Raw genomic sequence first — 19,322 nt, forward strand, 5'->3', positions numbered from 1 at the left:
ATAAATTGATTTTCCTTGTTTATTTTCAAAAACTATTCAGTTTACTGCCAAACACAATATATCAGTTAATCGTTTAAGGCAGTGCCGAAGCACCGCCTTAAAAAACAATAAAGTGTTAGTGGCAATAATTAACCACGGTCTTCCCACTCTTGAGCTCGTGCTACTGCTTTTTTCCACCCTTCATATTTGAAATTACGTTCTGTCGTTTCAATACCAGGCTTAAAGACACGCTCAATAGTCGCTTTACTTTGTAGTTCATCAAGGTCATTCCAGAAACCAACGGCTAACCCTGCAAGATAAGCAGCACCTAGTGCTGTACTTTCACGAACCTCTGGGCGTTCAACAGGGGTCCCGAGAATATCCGCTTGAAATTGCATTAGGAAGTTATTGGCGACAGCACCACCGTCAACACGTAGTGCTTTTAAACGTTCGCCAGAGTCTGCTTGCATTGCGTCAAGTACGTCACGAGTCTGGTAGGCGATAGATTCTAGCGTTGCGCGAATAATGTGATTACGGTTAGCACCACGGGTTAAGCCAAAAATTGCTCCTCGCGCATAAGGGTCCCAATAAGGGGCTCCTAACCCTGTAAAAGCAGGAACGACATAGACACCATTACTGTCTTTCACTTTAGTGGCAAAATATTCGGAGTCAGTCGCTTCATCGATTAATTTTAGCTCGTCGCGTAGCCATTGAATGGAAGCGCCCCCGACGAAAACCGCACCTTCAAGTGCATAGTTCACTTCACCTTTCGGACCACATCCTATGGTCGTTAGTAAGCCGTGATTAGAGCGTACCGCGGTTTCTCCGGTATTTAACAGCAAGAAACAGCCTGTTCCATAGGTATTTTTCGCCATGCCAGGCTTGACGCACAGTTGGCCGTACAGCGCCGCCTGTTGGTCACCCGCCATTCCTGAAATTGGGATACGCGTTCCACCTTTCCCCCCAATATTGGTTTGGCCATAAACCTCTGATGATGGACGAACCTCTGGGAGCATGGCGCGTGGAATATTTAGGGCTTTAAGAATTTTATCATCCCATTCTAGGTTGCGGATATTAAACATCATAGTACGGGATGCGTTGGTATAGTCGGTGACGTGGACACGGCCTTGTGTCATTTTCCAAACTAGCCATGTGTCAACGGTTCCAAACAGTAATTCCCCTTTTTCTGCGCGCTCACGAGCCCCTTCTACGTTGTCTAAAATCCATTTAACTTTTGTGCCGGAAAAGTAAGGGTCAACGACAAGGCCTGTGTTTTGGCGAATATATTCTTCTAGATCACGGTCATTTTGTTTGAGATGAGTACAAAAGTCAGCTGTGCGGCGGCATTGCCATACAATCGCATTATAAACAGGCTTACCTGTTGCTTTCTCCCATACAATAGTCGTTTCTCGTTGATTAGTAATGCCAATTCCAGCGACTTCATCAGTTCGGATATCTGCTTTGGCAAGAACTTCAACTAAGGTCGAACTTTGTGATGCCCAAATTTCCATAGGGTCATGTTCTACCCAGCCTGGCTTAGGATAAATTTGTGTGAATTCACGTTGTGAAATACTAATAATATTTGCATCGTGGTCGAGTACAACCGCTCGTGAACTGGTTGTGCCTTGGTCAAGTGCGACAATATATTTTTTCGCAATAGTGGTTTCTGTCGTCATAATTTAAGCCTGTTCCGAAGATTTGGTGTTTTTAACGGATAACTTTTCTGTTTTGGTCTCTTCTTCACATACCATGCACGGTAGGTGGCGACCAATAAGTTTACGATAGGCGAATGCCCCTAGCAGACCACCAACAATAGGTGCTGTCAATGGTACAAGGAAATACGGTATATCACGGCCACCTGTGAGCGCGATGTCACCCCAGCCTGCAAGATAAGCCACAACTTTCGGCCCAAAATCGCGAGCAGGGTTGAGGGCGAACCCTGTTAGAGCACCAAATGAACCGCCGATAACTGCGATTAAAATACCAATTAATAGTGGAGCAAGTGGGCCACGAGGTACGCCATTACCATCATCAGTTAGCGCCATAATTAAACACACTAAGATGGCAGCAATAACCACTTCAATGAAGAAGGCATGAGGAACGCTGATTTGTGGTGCAGGGTAGGTAGAGAATACCCCTGCGGTAAATAAGCTTTCTTGTGTACCCCTAATAATATGGTGAACTTGGTCGTAATCGAAAAAAACGGGGGAATACATAGAGTAGACTAATGCCGCTGCAAAGAAGCCACCTAGCATTTGTGCGATGATATAAGGGATCACTTTGCGCTTATCAAAACAAGCGAATAGCCATAGTGCAAGGGTCACCGCAGGGTTTAAGTGAGCACCTGAGGTTCCCGCTGTAAGATAAACGGCTAAGGCAACACCGAAGCCCCAGATAATACTGATTTCCCAGAGACCAAGTTGCGCCCCTGCAATCCTAACTGCGGCAACACAGCCTAAACCGAAAAATACTAGCAGTGCAGTGCCTAAAAACTCTGAGATACACTGACCAGTGAGTGATGTAGTCGTCATTTGGCTCATATGTTTCTATCCTACGAAAATGAAAATTATTGTAATGTTTTTTTAGTTAAGACTTTCTAATCGAAAATCATTAGCTGTAAATTTATCGTTAAAGAACATAAACGAGAAATATCGAAATTGAAAAATGTGTGTTACATCACTAAAGCGAAAGAAAACAACCAAAAATAGTGACGAGTTCGACCTTTATGGTGTGATCTGACCAGTATTTTTTATCAATGGTTATTAGTATTCAGATGGAAGGAACTGGACACAGGGGATCATGCTACTTACAATCGTGTAAAAGCAGATAAGGGAGACCTAACAAATGTCATTTGAAGTATTTGAGAAACTCGAGTCCAAAGTTCAACAAGCGATTGATACAATCACGTTGTTACAAATGGAAATTGATGAATTAAAAGATAAAAATGGTGCACTAAGCCAAGAACTAGAAACGACAAAGTCAGGTACTGAGTCTTTAGTGAGAGAAAATGAACAACTCAAACAAGAGCAGCAAGCATGGCAGGAAAGGTTGCGTACTTTGTTAGGGAAGATGGAAGAAGTGTAATTTCTCGTCATACTTCGCGTTGTAGGGGTGTTGGCTTCGTCTCTTCGCCCTAGTCACATACTTATGTATGCTCCTAGGGTCTTATCGACTTTGCCGCCTACCTACAACACGAATTATTTAGAGAAACTTTCGTCATACTTTGCGTTGTAGGGTGTTGGCTTCGTTTCTTCGCCCTAGTCACATACTTATGTATGCTCCTAGGGTCTTATCGACTTTGCCGCCTACCTACAACACGAATTATTTAGAGAAACGTTCGTCATACCTTGCGTTGTAGGGGGTTGGCTTCGTCTCTTTGCTCTAGTCACATACTTATATATGCTCTTAGAGTCTTATCGACTTTGCCGCCTACCTACAACACGAATTATTTAGAGAAACGTTCGTCATACTTTGCGTTGTAGGGTGTTGGCTTCGTTTCTTCGCCCTAGTCACATACTTATGTATGCTCCTAGGGTCTTATCGACTTTGCCGCCTGCCTACAACACGAATTATTTAGAGAAACTTTCGTCATACTTTGCGTTGTAGGGGGTTGGCTTCGTCTCTTCGCCCTAGTCACATATTTATGTATGCTCTTAGAGTCTTATCGACTTTGCCGCCTGCCTACAACACGAATTATTTAGAGAAACTTTCGTCATACCTTGCGTTGTAGAGTATAAAAATAAGGGCTGCAATAATTTGCAGCCCTTATTTTTAGAATTTTTAACGGATTATGCGTCGATATTGTCATCTTCGATAAAACCGTCGTTCTCAGACGAGGTTAATGGCTCTTCAGAAAGAATAATGCCGGTATTATCCGCATACAGATAATCACCAGAGAAGAAGGTGACGCCACCAAAATTGACGCGGACATCACTTTCACCAATGCCCTCATCAGGGCAACCTGCTGGCATAGCGGCAATAGCTTGGATGCCAAGGTCAAGTTCCATTAGTGCATCGACTTGGCGAACCGCGCCATAAATCACGATGCCTTCCCAATGGTTGTCAACAGCAAGCCTTGCTACATTGGCGTCAATAAGCGCTTTACGGACAGAGCCACCGCCATCAACTAGCAGAATACGGCCGGTACCGTCTTCTTCCAGCAAATCATACAGTAGGCCGTTATCTTCAAAGCACTTAACTGTAATGATTTGACCGCCAAATGAAGTACGCCCACCAAAGTTGGAGAAAAGAGGTTCTACCACATTAACGCTTTCTTGGTATATATCGCAGAGTTCGGAAGTATCATAATTCATAGGATTTAGGTCTTTTTTTGCTGCAAGAGGTAGCCAGTATATCCCTTTTGAACAGTACTTGGCAAAGTTACCCGCCTAAAAATAGGCGGGAAAAGTCAAAAAATAGGCAAATAATGATGATTACTTGCTCATCACCACGCCAATAGAGAATAACACGTTGGTGATCAGTGCCGCTTTTACCATATTTTCAAGTAAAGGGCGCATACCTTCTGGTGTGGGGTCGCTAAGAACACGGCGTAAATGGTTCATCAATACTGGCACCGCAAGTAAGAATAGCCAGCCACTCCAACCTTGTAAGTAAATCAGGTTGAAAAACACTAAACATAAAATGGCAACGATAATAATAATTGCGTGGTAAATGCGTGCACCCTGCGGCCCTAAACGCACAGCTAATGTATTTTTACCTGCTTTGATATCATTTTCGATATCACGCATATTATTAATGTTTAATACGGCAACTGATAGCAACCCGCAAGCTGTGGCGGGTAACAGGGTGATGATATTGAAACTATTTGCCTGTAAGTAGTAAGTCCCAATCACGCTTAGCCAGCCAAAGAAGATGAGTACCGATATATCCCCCAGCCCTAAATAGCCATAGGGTTTTTTACCAACAGTGTAGGTAATGGCCGCAACAATGGCAATTAACCCTAGGGCTACGAAACCGATAGCATCTTCGGGTTTTTCACACGCGACAATAATTAACAGTAACCCAGAAATACAGGCCGCCGTAATATTGATTTTTAACGCTTTTTTCATGTCAGCTTGCGTGATAACGCCTTTTTGCATACCACGTAGTGGGCCAATACGCTCTTCGGTATCGGAACCTTTTACAGCATCACCATAATCATTGGCAAGGTTAGATAAAATCTGTAATAGTCCAGCGGTAATAAGGGCTAAAAGCGCCACAGGCCATTTAAAGTTGCCTGTTAAATAGGTTAGAGCGGAGCCTGTGACAATCGCAATCACCCCGAGAGGGAGGGTTTTGGGGCGTAGGCTTTCAATCCAAGCTTGTTTACGGCTTATTGTATTTGGTGAGTTCATTTAATTACTTCACAGGTTCATACTTGTCATATTTCAAATTGTAGTGATCTTGGCTGTACTTTATTGCTCTAGTCACATACTCGTATAGGTTACTTGCTATATTCCAGCTACTTTAGTCACATCGGGCTGATGTTATTTTGGTTTTCTACAATCTGAATTATTTAAAGTCGTGTTCTTAAAAATTTAACTAGCCTATCGCAATGATAAATATTGTTGAATTTCAAAGCAGTAGGATTAATATTTCATAGAAAAAAGTGCAGCGATAAAAGCTGCACTTTAGTCGATGTATATTAAGGATACATGAAAACCTGATAATTAATAAGATTATAAAATAAATCTACTCAGGTCTTCGTCAGCAACCAGTTCGTCTAAGTGTTGTTTGACGTACTCAGCATCGATTTGGATTGTTTGGCCATTACGGTCGCTTGCATCGAAAGAAATATCTTCCATTAAACGTTCAAGTACCGTGTGCAGACGACGAGCACCAATGTTTTCAGTTGACTCATTCACTTGCCATGCTGATTCTGCAATTTTACGGATACCGTCTGCTGTAAATTCAATATTGACGCCTTCAGTTGCCATTAGCGCTTTATATTGCTCAGTTAAGGAGGCATTTGGTTCTGTCAAAATGCGGACAAAATCTTCAGTGGTCAGTGCTTGCAGTTCAACGCGAATAGGTAGACGACCTTGCAGTTCAGGGATTAGATCTGATGGGCTAGATACTTGGAATGCACCTGATGCAATAAAGAGAATGTGGTCGGTTTTTACCATACCGTGCTTAGTCGAAATGGTACAGCCTTCGATTAATGGTAATAAGTCACGCTGAACCCCTTCACGGGATACGTCTGGACCTGAGCTTTGACCGCCACGTTTACAGATTTTGTCGAATTCATCGATAAACACGATACCGTTTTGCTCTACGGCTTCAATAGCTTGTTCTTTTAGCTCTTCTGGGTTAACTAATTTAGCGGCTTCTTCTTCCACTAATAGTTTAAACGCCTCTTTGATTTTCATCTTACGAGGCTTTTGTTTTTGACCCGCTAAATTTTGGAACATGGATTGTAACTGGTTAGTCATTTCTTCCATGCCCGGAGGTGCCATGATCTCAACCCCCATTGGGGTGGCCGCAACTTCAATCTCAATTTCTTTATCGTCTAACTGGCCTTCACGTAATTTTTTACGGAATGTTTGACGCGCAGGTGATTGTTCATCAGTGGGTTCAGATTGACCCCAATTGTTTTTTGCCGGTGGGATCAACACATCTAAAATACGCTCTTCGGCCATTTCTTCTGCACGATAGCGGTTTTTTTCGATAGATTGTAAACGCACCATTTTGACGGCAGAATCAGTCAAATCACGAATAATAGAGTCAACTTCTTTACCCACATAACCGACTTCTGTAAATTTTGTCGCTTCAACTTTGATAAACGGTGCATTCGCTAATTTTGCTAAGCGGCGAGCAATTTCAGTTTTACCTACCCCTGTTGGGCCAATCATCAGAATATTTTTTGGGGTAACTTCATGGCGTAACACTTCATTTAACTGCATACGGCGCCAGCGGTTACGCAGAGCAATTGCTACAGAGCGTTTGGCTTTGTTTTGGCCAATAATATGATTGTCGAGTTCGCTGACAATTTCGCGTGGAGTCATTTCGGACATGCTAGCAATCCTTATGATTTTGAAGAAATTTCTTCAAAGTTGACATTGTGGTTGGTGTAAATACAGATGTCGCCAGCAATGGCGAGTGCTTTTTCGGCAATTTCTTTTGCGCTCAAGTCTGTATTTTCTAACAGTGCACGTGCTGCTGATTGCGCGTATGGACCACCGGAACCTATGGCAATTAAGTCATTTTCAGGTTGTACCACGTCACCATTACCCGTAATGATAAGCGAGGTGTGTTCATCTGCGACAGCGAGCAACGCTTCTAGCTTGCGTAGCATACGGTCTGTACGCCAATCTTTTGCAAGCTCAACGGCCGCTTTAGTTAAATGGCCTTGGTGCAGTTCGAGTTTACGCTCAAACAGTTCAAAAAGTGTGAATGCATCTGCGGTGCCACCGGCAAATCCGGCAATGACTTTGTCATTGTATAAGCGGCGAACTTTGCGGACATTGCCTTTCATGACGGTATTACCCATCGTCGCCTGTCCATCACCACCAATTACGACCTGGCCATTACGGCGAACACTTACGATTGTTGTCATGAGTTAGCCCCTGGTTTTATTACAAAAAGAATGCAGCTGGTTTTAATTTCCAAAAGATAAAATTCAAGTGGTAGCTGTTTAATTAGCTAGCACTTGAATTGTGTTGAAGATAAAAACAACCGCTCATGAGTACATTAAAACAGTACATGGGGTGGGAGGTTAGGATTTTCAACCCCCTGAAGCACGAAGAATGCAACCTGATACACCGACACCTGCTGCTCGGTCACGCATTTTCTCTGCGGTTGACTTGGAATAAGGGCCTAATACGATACGGTGCCAGCCACCGCCACTAGAGATACGGCTTTCAATACCTGAAAAGGCGAGTGTTGCTTGTACCGACTCTGCTTGTTCTGCTGTACGGAATGACCCGCATTGAACTAACATATTTTGCAGATTATTCGCTGGTTTTTTATCCGGTACATTTTGTGACGATGAGGGCGGTGCCGCTGGTCGAGATTCTACTTTCGGTTCGTTATTCACAACAGGCTTACGTTGAACTGGCTCTATAGGTTGAGCCGGTTCATTGATAATGACCTGAGACCGCGGCACTGGTTTACCGTTAGCAGGGATTTCTTGTAAGTTAGTTACCGGTTGGCGCCGGTCAGAATCGATTTGCTCTAATAATTGACGTTGTTCAGGTGTTAAATCTGATGGACGCAGAATATTAGTACCGGTATTAGGCTGCTGAGAGCTTGGTATATCAACACCGCGGCGCTCGAGTTCTTTAATATAGCGCCAGCGCTCTTCAGGTTTGGGCGGAAGTGTGCTGCCCGTAGGTGCAGTTGGTACGACAGATTGTGGTGGTAGGGTATCCTTTTTATTTTGGGTGATATAAAACAGGCCACCAACGAATAGCACGACAATCACCACAGCAACGACCAAAGTAGTCATTGGCAGTCCCTGTGCTTTTTTCGATTTACCTTTGCCTTTTTTACGAGCGGATGAGCGCCCTCGAGCTACATAATCTTTTTGTGCCACGCTATTAATTCACTAATTATTAATTGTTGTCGTCATTTGGCTTAACATGTTACTTAACCTGAGTGGCTTTGACTAGGGGCTGTTCATCTTTGCTGATGATTTTTACAGCGCGTTTTGGTGTTAAAACCAGCTACATGGTTAGGTTTAGTACAACCATGCTCGGTAAGCTACATAATTCAGAAAAATAGACCTTCGGGTTCGATTAAATGTAATTTTTCTCTGTGTTAAGCACTTCTTGCCTAGGTGACTGTGACTAGACGGTGAATCGCTCGCCTTGAGCAAAATACATTTAATACGAATAAAAATGTACCATTAAAGTTCAATAACCCCTAGCTTTTAGGCGCTTTTGTACTCTCTCTAATGATTAAATCAGAATCTAGGAGACGAGACCCTGGGGTGACATTGTTACCGTGGATCTGTTCTAGTAACAGTTGCATAGCATGATGGCCGATTTCAGTACGCGGTTGGTCGATAGTCGTTAATGCGGGTAAAGTGTATTTTGCTTGTTCTAAGTTATCGAAACCAACGAAAGAAAGGTCATCTGGGAGTTGTAACCCCATTTTCTTCGCTTGCCACATAGCCCCTATGGCCATGATATCACTGTGACAAAAAACGGCAGTTGGGGGTTCAGGAAGTGAAAGTAACGTTTTCATGGCTTCTGCGCCACCTTCGTGCGTAAAATCGCCGCGAATAATATAGTTTTCGCGTAACTTTTCGCCAGTACGCAACATCGCCTTTTTATAACCTTCTAACCGATACTCACTCAACGGCATATGAGAGGGACCTGCGATACAAGCAATCAGCCGGTGGCCTTGCTTTTGTAGGTAATGGGTCGCGTTAAATGCTGCCGTAAGGTTATCAATATGAACGGTAGGGAGCTTTAATTCAGGGGCAAACTCATTCGCCATAACAATTGGCGGTAGGTTTTTTTGTTCTTCAGTGGAGACATCAAAGGGGATATTAGAGCCGAGTAGTACCATACCATCGATTTGTTTGGTAATAATCAGGTTAATAAAGGCATTTTCTTGTTTTTGTTGATGTTTGCAATCACCAATTAGCACAAAATAGCCTTCTTGTGCTGCAATTTCTTCGATACCACAAACCACGTCGCTAAAGAAAGGGTCACGGATATTCGGAACGAGTACAAGAATAGTTTTTGATTCATTGCGCTTATAACTTCTAGCAAGGTTGTGGGGGTAATAGCCAACATCCATCACGGCTTGCTCGACCTTTTGCCTTGTCTGCAAAGAAACCTTTTCTGGGTTCATCAAGGTTCTAGAGACTGTCGCTGTCGAAACGCCCGCAGCACTGGCAACGTCTTTCATTGTTGCCGTATTATTGTGTTTTTTACTTTCCACAACGCCTTCCTTAGATTGATTTAATCGTTTGCTTTTTTTTGAATGGCGAAAGCACGTCATTATTTATGATTAGAAGTTATTCTAATTGGTTTCACAATAATATCTGTTACCTAGTTTGCATAAAAAGTGTGACTTACGTCATTTTTTAGAGCTGCTTCGCAAATTTAAAAAAAATTTGAGAGGAAATTCCTAAAAATCGGCTGTTGAAACACAGAGATATCTAGAGATACTTTGTTCATGGGTATTCAAATTATTAATTTAAGGAATGAGGTTAGCAATCAGTCGGGTCGACGTCCACATTCCATTTTACTTTACGGCTTTCTGGCTGCTGAAGGATTTCAGGCAGTAGTTTTGCCATAAATTGCTGCAAATATAACCGTGAAGGGTGTTGGAGCAATAATTGCCAGCGGAATCGTCCACCTCGTTTGGCTTGAATCGACGGCGATGGCCCTAAAATCCACAGTTTAGCGTCACTTTGCGGGTGCTCTGCGATATATTGCCGTACATTTTGCAAAAAAAGGCGTGAATCTTGGTTATTGTGATCTTCGGAGCGGATCAAAATATGGTTAGTGTAAGGTGGTAACATGGCGATACGGCGCTCTTCCATTGCCTCTTTTGTGAAAGCGTCATAGCCGTTTTCAAGTAAATTGAGTAGCAGAGGGTGCTCTGGGTGGTGAGTCTGTAAAAAAACGTCCCCTTGCTTACCAGCTCGACCCGCACGGCCTGAAACTTGTACATATAATTGGGCAAAACGCTCAGCTGCACGAAAGTCACTCGAAAATAGTGCGCCGTCAACGTCTAATAGCGCGACTAAGGTAACATCTGGAAAATGGTGGCCCTTAGCTAACATTTGCGTGCCGATAAGGACCCTTGCCCCACCTTCGTGAACTTGGTTTAAATGTTGCTCAAGTTCGCCTTTACGACTAGTAGTATCACGGTCAATACGGGTCACTGGCGTGTCAGGGAAAAGCTCCGATATCCCCTCTTCAAGTTGCTCTGTTCCCATACCTACGGGCACCAAGTGGGTTGACCCACATTGTGGGCATTGGCGAGGGATCGGGCGTTGGCTGTCGCAGTGATGACAACGTAATTGGTGAAAATTCTGATGTAAGGTGTAGTAATGATCACAGCGTTGGCACTCGGCAATCCAGCCACATTCATGGCAAATCAGTGCCGGGGAATAGCCCCGACGATTTAAAAATAAAATCACCTGATTATTTTTCGCTAAATGTTCTTTAATATGTTGGATTAGCAAGTGTGATAGGCCATATTTTAAGGGTTGGCCTTTTAAGTCAATTAGATGTTGTACTGCAGGGTGAGCATTCCCAGCCCGAATAGTGAGGTTTAATTGACGATACTTATTTTGTTGAACATTAAAAAGGGTTTCCAGTGACGGTGTTGCGGTCCCCATCACAATCGGAATATTATTTTTTTTGGCGCGAAAGACCGCGAGGTCTCGAGCATGGTAACGCCAGCCATCCTGTTGCTTATAAGAGCTATCATGCTCTTCATCGATAATGATGATGCCTAAGTGGGCAAATGGGGTAAATAGGGCAGAACGAGTGCCAATAATAATTGCATTTTGCCCTTGTTTAGCTCGTAGCCAAACGGCTAAACGTTCACTGTCATTTAACCCCGAATGTAGAACATCTACAGGGGCATTGAAACGCTCACGAAAACGGCTAATGGTTTGTGGGGTTAAGCCAATTTCGGGAACGAGAACTAAAGCCTGTTTACCTTGGGAAAGCACATTTTCTAATACGCTTAAATAGACCTCTGTTTTACCGGAACCTGTGATCCCAGCAAGCAGCCATGGTGAGAACTCGTCATCTTGTGCACGGATCGCTCCGACCGCGGTGGCCTGTTCGCTGTTAAGACGTAGCCTTTCGCCACATATTGTAAAGTTAGGTTGCCATTTTTCCGCAGTAGGCTGAACAGGGTGTAGTTCTATATAGCTTTTCTTTTTTAAGGCTTGTAAGGCACTTTCGCTGATTTCAAGTTCATTGACCTGATGGCGATACACAGACCGGCGACGTAAAAGGGCGAGTGCTTGCTGCTGCTTAGGTGAACGTTTTAGCTCATTAAGGTCAACCGCAAGGCCTAACTCAGTAACTTGCCATTGCCAAATAGGGGTGAATTCTGCGGCTTTACCTTGGCGCAGTAATGTCGGTAGGGCGTGGAAAAGAACCTCACCAATTGGGTAATGGTAATATTGGGCAGACCATAATAATAATTGCCAAACATCGTCAGGAAATAGAGTTTGCTGGTCAAGAACCAGTTCGATAGCTTTGAGCTTGTCTTCAGCAAATTCACTTTTATCGCTATGTTTAACCACAACCCCCAGTGCTTGGCGCTTGCCAAACGGCACCATGACACGGCTCCCAATGACGGGAAGCGCCATGTTATCAGGGAGGCGATAATCAAATGTGCGATTTAAAGGAACAGGTAATGCCACCTGAACGACGATCATAGCTGGATTTCCGTCTGTTTTTTATGCGATGATAATAATAAGAGCGGACTAGAGTAACACAAAATTTACTCGGTTTTCATTGCGTGATAAACAGAATTTCTGTATGATCCGCCGCCTTTGGTAGTTATTTTTGCCAATAATATTAAATTCAATCAACACGACGTGTGGTGTCCGGCGTTAGGGCTGGAATGGCGACACGGCCTTAATAGAGGTTCTCCCATGAAAAAAGGTATTCATCCTAAATACGAAGAAGTTACTGCAACTTGTTCTTGCGGTAATGTTATGAAAATTAATTCAACTGCTGGTCACTCGCTGAACCTGGACGTTTGTGGTAATTGCCACCCGTTCTATACTGGTAAACAGCGTGATGTTGCGACTGGTGGTCGTGTTGATCGCTTTAACCAACGTTTCAGCATCCCAGGTTCTAAAAAATAATCGAACTTGTGAAATGCAAAAAAAAGGGAAAATATATTTTCCCTTTTTTTATGGGTAGAATAAACCGTTAGAAGCGGTAAACCACACCAAGCATAATGTCATTGCTTCTGACTTTCACTTTTGATTTATCTTTGGCACCGTCAGTGTAAGAGCTCACCTCAGATTTACCTGCATCTAAGAAGCGGTAGCTTAAATCTAATGATAGATTGTCATTGATTGCATACTGTGAACCCAATCCTAAACTCCAAGCAAAATTACTATTAGTTTTTGATTTAGACGATGAACTATATTCGCTACCACCGGAATTCGTTTCAGAGTAGGAATACTGTGCTTTATGCTTAATGCTCGCTAACCCTAAGCCCACAGATACATAAGGTGTGAAATTAGTTTCATTTTTGAAGTCATAGTAGGCATTGACCATGAAAGTATTTAGCGTGATATCATTTTTTGCATCATCACTATCTGAATAGAAAGAACCATTGCCATTGTCCCAAGAGCTACTCGCTAGATTATATTTGGAAGATGCTTTCCCTCTAAGGGTTATATCGAGCTCAGTACGAAGAGGTAAAGAGGTCATATCATATAAGTCATAACCAACAGCAAGGCCGCCACCGAACACGCCTTTGGTTTTGCTTCCACCACTGGCACGATCATACTCACCAAGGTCATCAATACTTTCCCATTTTTGGTCGGAAAGTTTTAAGATTGATGTTCCCATTTTACCAGAAACATAAAAACCACTATTCGATGCCATCGCTACGCTAGAAACGACGCTTAAAAGAGATACTGCAATTATCTTTTTCATTAAAAATACCGTTTAGTTAGTTTATTGGAAATAAGGTTTTATTATAAGTCAAATTAAGCGTTTGATTTAAGATAAGTTAAAATTGGGTGAAAAACGATATGATTATCGTTATTTTTTGTTAATAGTTGATAATTAACGGTTTCATGGTGGGTTTATGGTGGTTGTTAGTATTTTATTTTGTTTAAACGCGGCCAATATTTAAGAACGCACTCTTTATGGGGTGCGTTTTAAGCGTATTTAGCGTTTTTTACACGGGGCTGGAGCATATTGTGTCTCTGCGGGGAAAGGGTTTGCTTCGCAGTCGGCTAATTCTTCCCGAACTTCAAAAATCGCAAAACCAATTACGCCAATATTCCGTTCGTCACCTTGAACATTTTGATTTACATAAGAATCTTCTGGTGCTGAGAAGCGAAAAGCGGCGACTTGGTCCTGATTCTTGCGGAAGCCTTCAATGGTGACCTCATGTTTGGGACGGATCAAATATCCATTATTTTGGTATGAACCTGCACGGCCATTTAGTACGTCAATACTATCAACGGTTGTGACCACTTCGTAGGTTCTATTTCTATCGGTATTGGCGATAGTCAATTGATAACGCTGTCCCTCTTGGGCGGGCAAAATATATTGTCCTTGGTTATTACGGTAAATTGGCATTTTACGGTCATTTCCATCAGTGATTTTGATCTCTATGGGGGACAACGGAATATAATTGATGGTTTGAACATGGCTTGGGACACGTTCACCACGGTAAAAGATAATGGCGGTGTCAAAAGGTGTGTTGGTTAAACGTGAGGCTTTGACCGTTTGTACAGCAGAATTAACATCTTCCCCCCATTTTGTCCCTAATTTTTTCGCTGATAAATCGCTATTAGCAGTTTCTTTATATTCTTTGGTATAACTAGTTGAGTGGTTTGTGCATCCTGCGGTGATGAGTAGTGCTCCACCGAGTAAGCCGATTAAGACCTGATTATATTTATTCATTACACTATCCTTAATAATTCTAATTATTGGGTGTGGTTATAGATTGGTGTGATGAAGTGTAGAGAAGTTGGGGAAATAAGCCTGCGGGCAATTCTGAAAGTGAACTAATTCAGAGAAATCTTGGTGTTAGGTGTGAGACCAAAGAAATGTTAGCGTGGCTTGGGATGAGCGATTAAGTGTAATCACCTTTAGATAAGATAAGAAGAGCGCTACGCCACTGGCAGGGAATACCTGTTTGCGACGTAGTGAAAAACGTATTGCATTACTGAGGCAAAAATTGAGTTAGTACTCCCACGTTTCTGGGTCGATACCTAATTCACGCATGATTTCTTTTGCCGCTTCAGGGATTTCGTCATTACGTTCTTTGCGTAAATCTTCGTCATTCGGCAGCGGTTGCCCCGTGAATGCGTGCAAAAATGCTTCGCACAGTAATTCACTATTTGTAGCGTGACGTAAGTTATTAATCTGGCGGCGTGTACGCTCATCAGTTAAAATTTTTAGTACCTTCAACGGGATAGATACTGTAATTTTTTTTACTTGCTCACTCTTTTTGCCATGTTCAGCATACGGACTGACATATTCACCATTCCATTCAGCCATGAGTTACCTTGGATATTTTCAGTAATAATTAAAAATAATATGCATATTCTTTTTAAGAGAAACTTATTCTAAGCTTCAAATAGGGCGTGTCTGCATATAAGTAAGAAGAAACTTGTCCTAGTTTACCACAATTTTTCCTGTGAAATTAACCAGCTAAGTCTATTTGTGCTATTGATTATCAATGAGCACATAATCATTAAGGCTGATTATTCCATTACTTGATATAAACGTAAAGAGGTTTAGACGTCTAGATATGTTGACGTCTAAACATCTCATGGGTATGATTTGAGCAATCACAAATCAGGAGAAGCGTTTATGGCCTACAAACCGTCAACTATCGCAATTCATAATGGATTAAATGAAGATCAACAATTTGGTTGCGTTGTGCCTCCCATTTATTTGTCCAGTACCTATAATTTTACTGACTTTAACCAGCCGCGAGTTCATGATTATTCACGTCGAGGAAACCCAGGGCGGGATATAGTACAAAAAACATTAGCGCAGCTCGAAGGGGGAAGTGGGGCTGTAATGACGAATAGCGGTATGTCTGCGCTTCATCTGTTATGTACGGTATTTTTACAACCGGGTGATTTACTTGTAGCTCCCCACGATTGTTATGGGGGAAGTTACCGGTTATTTAATAGCCAAAGCCAGCGTGGGGCTTATCAAGTACAGTTTGTCGACCAAAGTGACGAAAGTGCATTGCAAAAGGCATTAGATAAAAAGCCTAAATTGGTGTTAATCGAAACACCGAGCAACCCACTATTAAGAATTTTTGATATACAGCATATTGCTCATTTGGCTCATGAGGCAGGGGCATTAGTCGTTGTTGACAATACATTTCTAAGCCCGATTTTACAGCAACCGCTTTCATTAGGGGCGGATTTCGTTGTCCACTCATGCACTAAATATCTTAATGGCCACTCAGATATTGTGGCTGGAGTTGTTATTGCCAAAGATGAAAAATGGGCAATAGAATTAGCGTGGTGGGCAAATAATATTGGTGTTACTGGAGGGGCTTTTGATAGCTATTTACTATTGCGAGGGATTCGAACCTTATCGCCACGTATCTTACAACAGCAGAGAAATACACAAGAAATCGTAAAGTATCTTAAATCACAGACTTTAGTGAAAAAATTGTATTATCCTGAATTGGAAGACCATCCAGGGCATCAAATTGCACTTAAGCAGCAAAAAGGTTTTGGGGCAATGTTAAGTTTTGAATTTGCTGGTGATGAATTACAACTACGTCGTTTTCTGAGCGCCTTGTCTTTATTTACATTGGCAGAATCATTAGGTGGTGTAGAAACCCTGATTTCTCATACGGCAACAATGACCCACGCGGGGATGTCCGCTGAAGCTCGAGCACAAGCCGGTATTACGGATAGCTTGCTGAGAATTTCGGTCGGGATTGAAGACCCTCAGGATTTAATTACAGATTTAGAGCAAGCATTTCAGGTTGCGGCACAACGTTAGCGGAGTTTTTTGATGAGTGTACTAACAGCGGTTGAGGTGGCACCTTGCCACCGCCAGTTACATAAGTTTGGAGGTAGTAGTTTAGCGGACGCGAAGTGTTATCAACGAGTTGCGGCTATTATGGCTAACTATAGCCAACCCGGTGATTTAATGGTGGTTTCCGCTGCGGGTAGTACAACCAATCAACTAATCAATTGGTTGAAATTAAGTCAGATTGACCGTATTTCGGCTCATCAAGCTCAGCAAATATTACGCCGCTATCAACTGGATTTAATTGAATCTCTTTTGCCAGAACCAAAAGCAAAAGAATTAAGCCAATTATTCATTCAGGATTTAGAACGACTCAGTGTTTTACTGGATAAGCCGAATAGTGATGTCACTTACGCAGAAGTCGTCGGTCATGGTGAAATTTGGTCTGCGCGCCTTATGTCTGAAGTATTATCTCAAGCTGATATGGCAAGTTCTTGGTTAGACGCGCGTTTATTTTTACGTGCTGAACGCGCTGCACAGCCTCAGGTAGATGAAATACAATCACGGTATTTATTACAACAACAATTAACTCAATTACCTAATCGACGTATTGTTGTTACTGGCTTTATCTCCCGTAACCAGCAAGGCGAAACCGTATTACTCGGGCGCAATGGTAGCGACTATTCAGCCACACAGGTTGGTGCGCTCGCCGATGTTGATAAAGTCACCATTTGGAGTGATGTTGCAGGGGTGTACAGTGCAGACCCTCGTAAGGTTAAAGATGCGTGTTTATTGCCTTTATTACGTCTTGATGAAGCTAGCGAATTGGCGCGTTTAGCGGCGCCAGTTTTACATACTCGTACCTTGCAGCCCGTTTCTGTCAGTAACATTGATTTGCAATTAAGGTGTAGTTACCAACCAGAGCAAGGCTCAACCAAGATAGAGCGTGTATTAGCATCAGGAGCTGGGGCTAAAATTGTCACAAGTCACGATGATGTTTGCTTAATTGAACTACGTATTGCTGCAGGGCGGGATTTCAAACAAATCTGTAAGGATGTGGACTTACTATTAAAACGGGTCCAATTACGTCCATTAGCTCTTGGTATTCACCATGACCGTGCATTGCTTCAATTATGTTACACCTCAGAACTTGTTGAAAGTGCGTTGAATGTCTTAGAGGAAGCCGGGTTACCGGGGTCATTATCACTGCGTGAAGGTTTTTCTTTGGTTGCTTTAGTGGGGGCGGGTGTTGGCAAAAAACCCCTGCATAGCCACCGTTTTTATGAGGAGTTGAAGGGGCAGCCTGTTGAATTTATTTGGCATTCTGAAGATGCGATTAGCTTGGTTGCCGTATTGCGTACAAACCAAACTGAACATTTAATCCAAGGTATGCACCAAAGCTTGTTCCGTGCGGAAAAACGTATAGGGTTAGTACTCTTTGGTAAAGGGAATATTGGCGCGCGTTGGTTGGAACTTTTTGCAGCGGAGCAACCTAATATTTCTGCTCGTAGTGACTTTGACTTCGTGTTGGCTGGTGTGGTGGATAGCCGCCGTAGTTTATTAAATTATCAGGGGATCGACCCTAGTCGCGCTTTGGCATTTTTTGATGACGAGGCGGTGGAACATGAAGATGACAACTTGTTTTTATGGATGCGTTCTCACCCTTATGATGATTTAGTTGTCTTAGATGTTACCGCCAGTGAAACTTTGGCTGATAGCTATGTTGATTTTGCCAGCTATGGTTTTCATGTTATTAGTGCTAACAAAATTGCAGGGGCCGCACAAACAGCTCAGTATCGCCAAATTCGAGATGCATTTTCAAAAACAGGTCGTCACTGGCTTTATAATGCGACAGTTGGAGCTGGGTTGCCGATTAACTATACGGTGCGAGATTTAAAAGAAAGTGGTGATGCCATCCTGACGATTAGCGGTATTTTTTCAGGGACATTATCATGGCTATTTTTGCAATTCGATGGCTCGGTTCCGTTCAGTGAGTTAGTTGAGCAAGCGTGGCAACAAGGTTTAACAGAACCTGATCCACGTATTGACCTTTCTGGGCAAGATGTGATGCGCAAGTTAATTATTTTAGCCCGTGAAGCTGGTTACGATATAGAACCTAATGACGTACGTGTTGAGTCATTAGTCCCTAAACAAGCTCAAACCGGCTCATTAGATGAGTTTTTTGAAAATAGTGCTGTGATCAATGAACAGATGCAACAGCGCTTAGAAGCGGCACAGGAAATGGGGTTAGTACTTCGTTATGTTGCGCGGTTTGATGCAGTAAAAGGTAAAGCTAAAGTGGGTGTTGAGGCAGTACAACCGAATCACCCATTGGCTTCATTATTACCGGGTGACAATGTATTTGCGATAGAAAGTCGCTGGTATCGAGATAACCCATTAGTAATAAGAGGTCCTGGGGCAGGGCGAGATGTGACTGCTGGGGCTATTCAATCTGATTTAAACCGCCTTTCTCAATTGTTGTAATCATTGTTTAAATGTATTGGTGCTTTAAATGTAAATTTGGCACCAATACATCATGAAAATTTTTAATCTACAGCCTTCTTTTCTGTCTTTTTATTCTGATGATTTAATTCTTAAGCATTATTCATGTCTTAAAAGTGCTGAATCGACGATATATTGCGCTGAAACAATACTTAAATAAGAAAAATTAATAAAAATGAATCTGTAATTAAATTTCAGAAAAATCCCCCAAAG

16 protein-coding genes are annotated in these 19,322 nt (G+C 42.5%); 4 read left to right on the forward strand and 12 right to left on the reverse strand.

Annotated features, from left to right (window positions below; translation table 11 throughout):
• Positions 1-128: 128 nt before the first annotated feature.
• Positions 129-1,655, reverse strand: coding sequence for a glycerol kinase GlpK (gene glpK / locus M1F14_RS04060; protein WP_042846678.1), 1,527 nt, complete (start codon positions 1,653-1,655; stop codon positions 129-131).
• A 3-nt stretch (positions 1,656-1,658) separates the two neighbouring features.
• Positions 1,659-2,519, reverse strand: coding sequence for an MIP/aquaporin family protein (locus tag M1F14_RS04065; protein WP_042846677.1), 861 nt, complete (start codon positions 2,517-2,519; stop codon positions 1,659-1,661).
• 304 nt (positions 2,520-2,823) lie between these two features.
• Here M1F14_RS04065 and zapB point away from each other — a divergent pair, with 304 nt between their 5' ends.
• Positions 2,824-3,063 (forward strand): cell division protein ZapB, encoded by a 240-nt coding sequence (gene zapB, locus M1F14_RS04070; protein WP_042846676.1) that lies wholly within the window; start codon positions 2,824-2,826, stop codon positions 3,061-3,063.
• Between the two features lie 704 nt (positions 3,064-3,767).
• Here zapB and rraA read toward each other — a convergent pair.
• The 7 genes from rraA to priA all read right to left on the reverse strand — a co-directional run bounded on the left by rraA (position 3,768) and on the right by priA (position 12,340).
• On the reverse strand, positions 3,768-4,292 hold the full coding sequence (rraA, locus tag M1F14_RS04075; protein WP_131680229.1) for a ribonuclease E activity regulator RraA: 525 nt from the start codon (positions 4,290-4,292) through the stop codon (positions 3,768-3,770).
• 120 nt (positions 4,293-4,412) lie between these two features.
• Entirely contained in the window at positions 4,413-5,333 is a 921-nt protein-coding gene (locus tag M1F14_RS04080) for a 1,4-dihydroxy-2-naphthoate polyprenyltransferase (protein WP_042846674.1), read from the reverse strand.
• A 324-nt stretch (positions 5,334-5,657) separates the two neighbouring features.
• Positions 5,658-6,992, reverse strand: coding sequence for an HslU--HslV peptidase ATPase subunit (gene hslU, locus M1F14_RS04085; protein WP_042846673.1), 1,335 nt, complete (start codon positions 6,990-6,992; stop codon positions 5,658-5,660).
• 11 nt (positions 6,993-7,003) lie between these two features.
• Positions 7,004-7,534, reverse strand: a complete 531-nt coding sequence (gene hslV / locus M1F14_RS04090; RefSeq protein ID WP_004265304.1) for an ATP-dependent protease subunit HslV — start codon at positions 7,532-7,534, stop codon at positions 7,004-7,006.
• A 168-nt stretch (positions 7,535-7,702) separates the two neighbouring features.
• A complete protein-coding gene (gene ftsN / locus M1F14_RS04095; protein WP_042846672.1) occupies positions 7,703-8,512 on the reverse strand; it encodes a cell division protein FtsN in 810 nt (269 codons plus the stop codon).
• A gap of 329 nt (positions 8,513-8,841) precedes the next feature.
• Positions 8,842-9,870: a DNA-binding transcriptional regulator CytR gene (cytR, locus tag M1F14_RS04100; RefSeq protein WP_042846671.1), complete on the reverse strand. Its 1,029-nt coding sequence runs from the start codon at positions 9,868-9,870 to the stop codon at positions 8,842-8,844.
• Positions 9,871-10,141: 271 nt separating this feature from the next.
• Complete coding sequence (gene priA / locus M1F14_RS04105; protein WP_042846670.1) at positions 10,142-12,340, reverse strand: primosomal protein N'; 2,199 nt, start codon at positions 12,338-12,340, stop codon at positions 10,142-10,144.
• A gap of 219 nt (positions 12,341-12,559) precedes the next feature.
• On the opposite strand from priA, the gene rpmE reads away from it, so the two are divergent.
• The gene (gene rpmE, locus M1F14_RS04110; protein WP_004265313.1) at positions 12,560-12,775 is read left to right on the forward strand and encodes a 50S ribosomal protein L31; all 216 of its coding nucleotides are present in this window, start codon (positions 12,560-12,562) and stop codon (positions 12,773-12,775) included.
• Positions 12,776-12,842: 67 nt separating this feature from the next.
• Here rpmE and M1F14_RS04115 read toward each other — a convergent pair whose 3' ends face one another.
• From M1F14_RS04115 to metJ, 3 genes are all read right to left on the reverse strand, one after another.
• The gene (locus tag M1F14_RS04115; RefSeq protein WP_048605758.1) at positions 12,843-13,580 is read right to left on the reverse strand and encodes an outer membrane protein; all 738 of its coding nucleotides are present in this window, start codon (positions 13,578-13,580) and stop codon (positions 12,843-12,845) included.
• A gap of 237 nt (positions 13,581-13,817) precedes the next feature.
• Positions 13,818-14,561, reverse strand: a complete 744-nt coding sequence (locus M1F14_RS04120; RefSeq protein ID WP_181468837.1) for a hypothetical protein — start codon at positions 14,559-14,561, stop codon at positions 13,818-13,820.
• A gap of 282 nt (positions 14,562-14,843) precedes the next feature.
• Positions 14,844-15,161 carry a met regulon transcriptional regulator MetJ gene (metJ, locus tag M1F14_RS04125; RefSeq protein WP_004265315.1) on the reverse strand — a complete coding sequence of 106 codons (318 nt, stop codon included), beginning with the start codon at positions 15,159-15,161 and terminating at the stop codon, positions 14,844-14,846.
• A 315-nt stretch (positions 15,162-15,476) separates the two neighbouring features.
• Here metJ and metB point away from each other — a divergent pair, with 315 nt between their 5' ends.
• Positions 15,477-16,637 (forward strand): cystathionine gamma-synthase, encoded by a 1,161-nt coding sequence (gene metB, locus M1F14_RS04130; RefSeq protein WP_042846667.1) that lies wholly within the window; start codon positions 15,477-15,479, stop codon positions 16,635-16,637.
• Between the two features lie 12 nt (positions 16,638-16,649).
• Positions 16,650-19,091, forward strand: a complete 2,442-nt coding sequence (locus M1F14_RS04135; protein WP_042846666.1) for a bifunctional aspartate kinase/homoserine dehydrogenase II — start codon at positions 16,650-16,652, stop codon at positions 19,089-19,091.
• The last annotated feature ends 231 nt before the right edge of the window (positions 19,092-19,322 follow it).

The sequence above is a fragment of the Providencia sp. PROV003 genome (assembly GCF_045040775.1).
Taxonomy (GTDB): domain Bacteria; phylum Pseudomonadota; class Gammaproteobacteria; order Enterobacterales; family Enterobacteriaceae; genus Providencia; species Providencia huashanensis.

What these genes read in the sequence shown, in the direction of transcription:
- glpK (WP_042846678.1), bottom strand. Translation starts at nt 1,655, where the DNA reads ATGACGACAGAAACCACTATTGCGAAAAAATATATTGTCGCACTTGAC.
- M1F14_RS04065 (WP_042846677.1), bottom strand. Translation starts at nt 2,519, where the DNA reads ATGAGCCAAATGACGACTACATCACTCACTGGTCAGTGTATCTCAGAG.
- zapB (WP_042846676.1), top strand. Translation starts at nt 2,824, where the DNA reads ATGTCATTTGAAGTATTTGAGAAACTCGAGTCCAAAGTTCAACAAGCG.
- rraA (WP_131680229.1), bottom strand. Translation starts at nt 4,292, where the DNA reads ATGAATTATGATACTTCCGAACTCTGCGATATATACCAAGAAAGCGTT.
- M1F14_RS04080 (WP_042846674.1), bottom strand. Translation starts at nt 5,333, where the DNA reads ATGAACTCACCAAATACAATAAGCCGTAAACAAGCTTGGATTGAAAGC.
- hslU (WP_042846673.1), bottom strand. Translation starts at nt 6,992, where the DNA reads ATGTCCGAAATGACTCCACGCGAAATTGTCAGCGAACTCGACAATCAT.
- hslV (WP_004265304.1), bottom strand. Translation starts at nt 7,534, where the DNA reads ATGACAACAATCGTAAGTGTTCGCCGTAATGGCCAGGTCGTAATTGGT.
- priA (WP_042846670.1), bottom strand. Translation starts at nt 12,340, where the DNA reads ATGATCGTCGTTCAGGTGGCATTACCTGTTCCTTTAAATCGCACATTT.
- rpmE (WP_004265313.1), top strand. Translation starts at nt 12,560, where the DNA reads ATGAAAAAAGGTATTCATCCTAAATACGAAGAAGTTACTGCAACTTGT.
- M1F14_RS04115 (WP_048605758.1), bottom strand. Translation starts at nt 13,580, where the DNA reads ATGAAAAAGATAATTGCAGTATCTCTTTTAAGCGTCGTTTCTAGCGTA.
- M1F14_RS04120 (WP_181468837.1), bottom strand. Translation starts at nt 14,561, where the DNA reads ATGAATAAATATAATCAGGTCTTAATCGGCTTACTCGGTGGAGCACTA.
- metJ (WP_004265315.1), bottom strand. Translation starts at nt 15,161, where the DNA reads ATGGCTGAATGGAATGGTGAATATGTCAGTCCGTATGCTGAACATGGC.
- metB (WP_042846667.1), top strand. Translation starts at nt 15,477, where the DNA reads ATGGCCTACAAACCGTCAACTATCGCAATTCATAATGGATTAAATGAA.
- M1F14_RS04135 (WP_042846666.1), top strand. Translation starts at nt 16,650, where the DNA reads ATGAGTGTACTAACAGCGGTTGAGGTGGCACCTTGCCACCGCCAGTTA.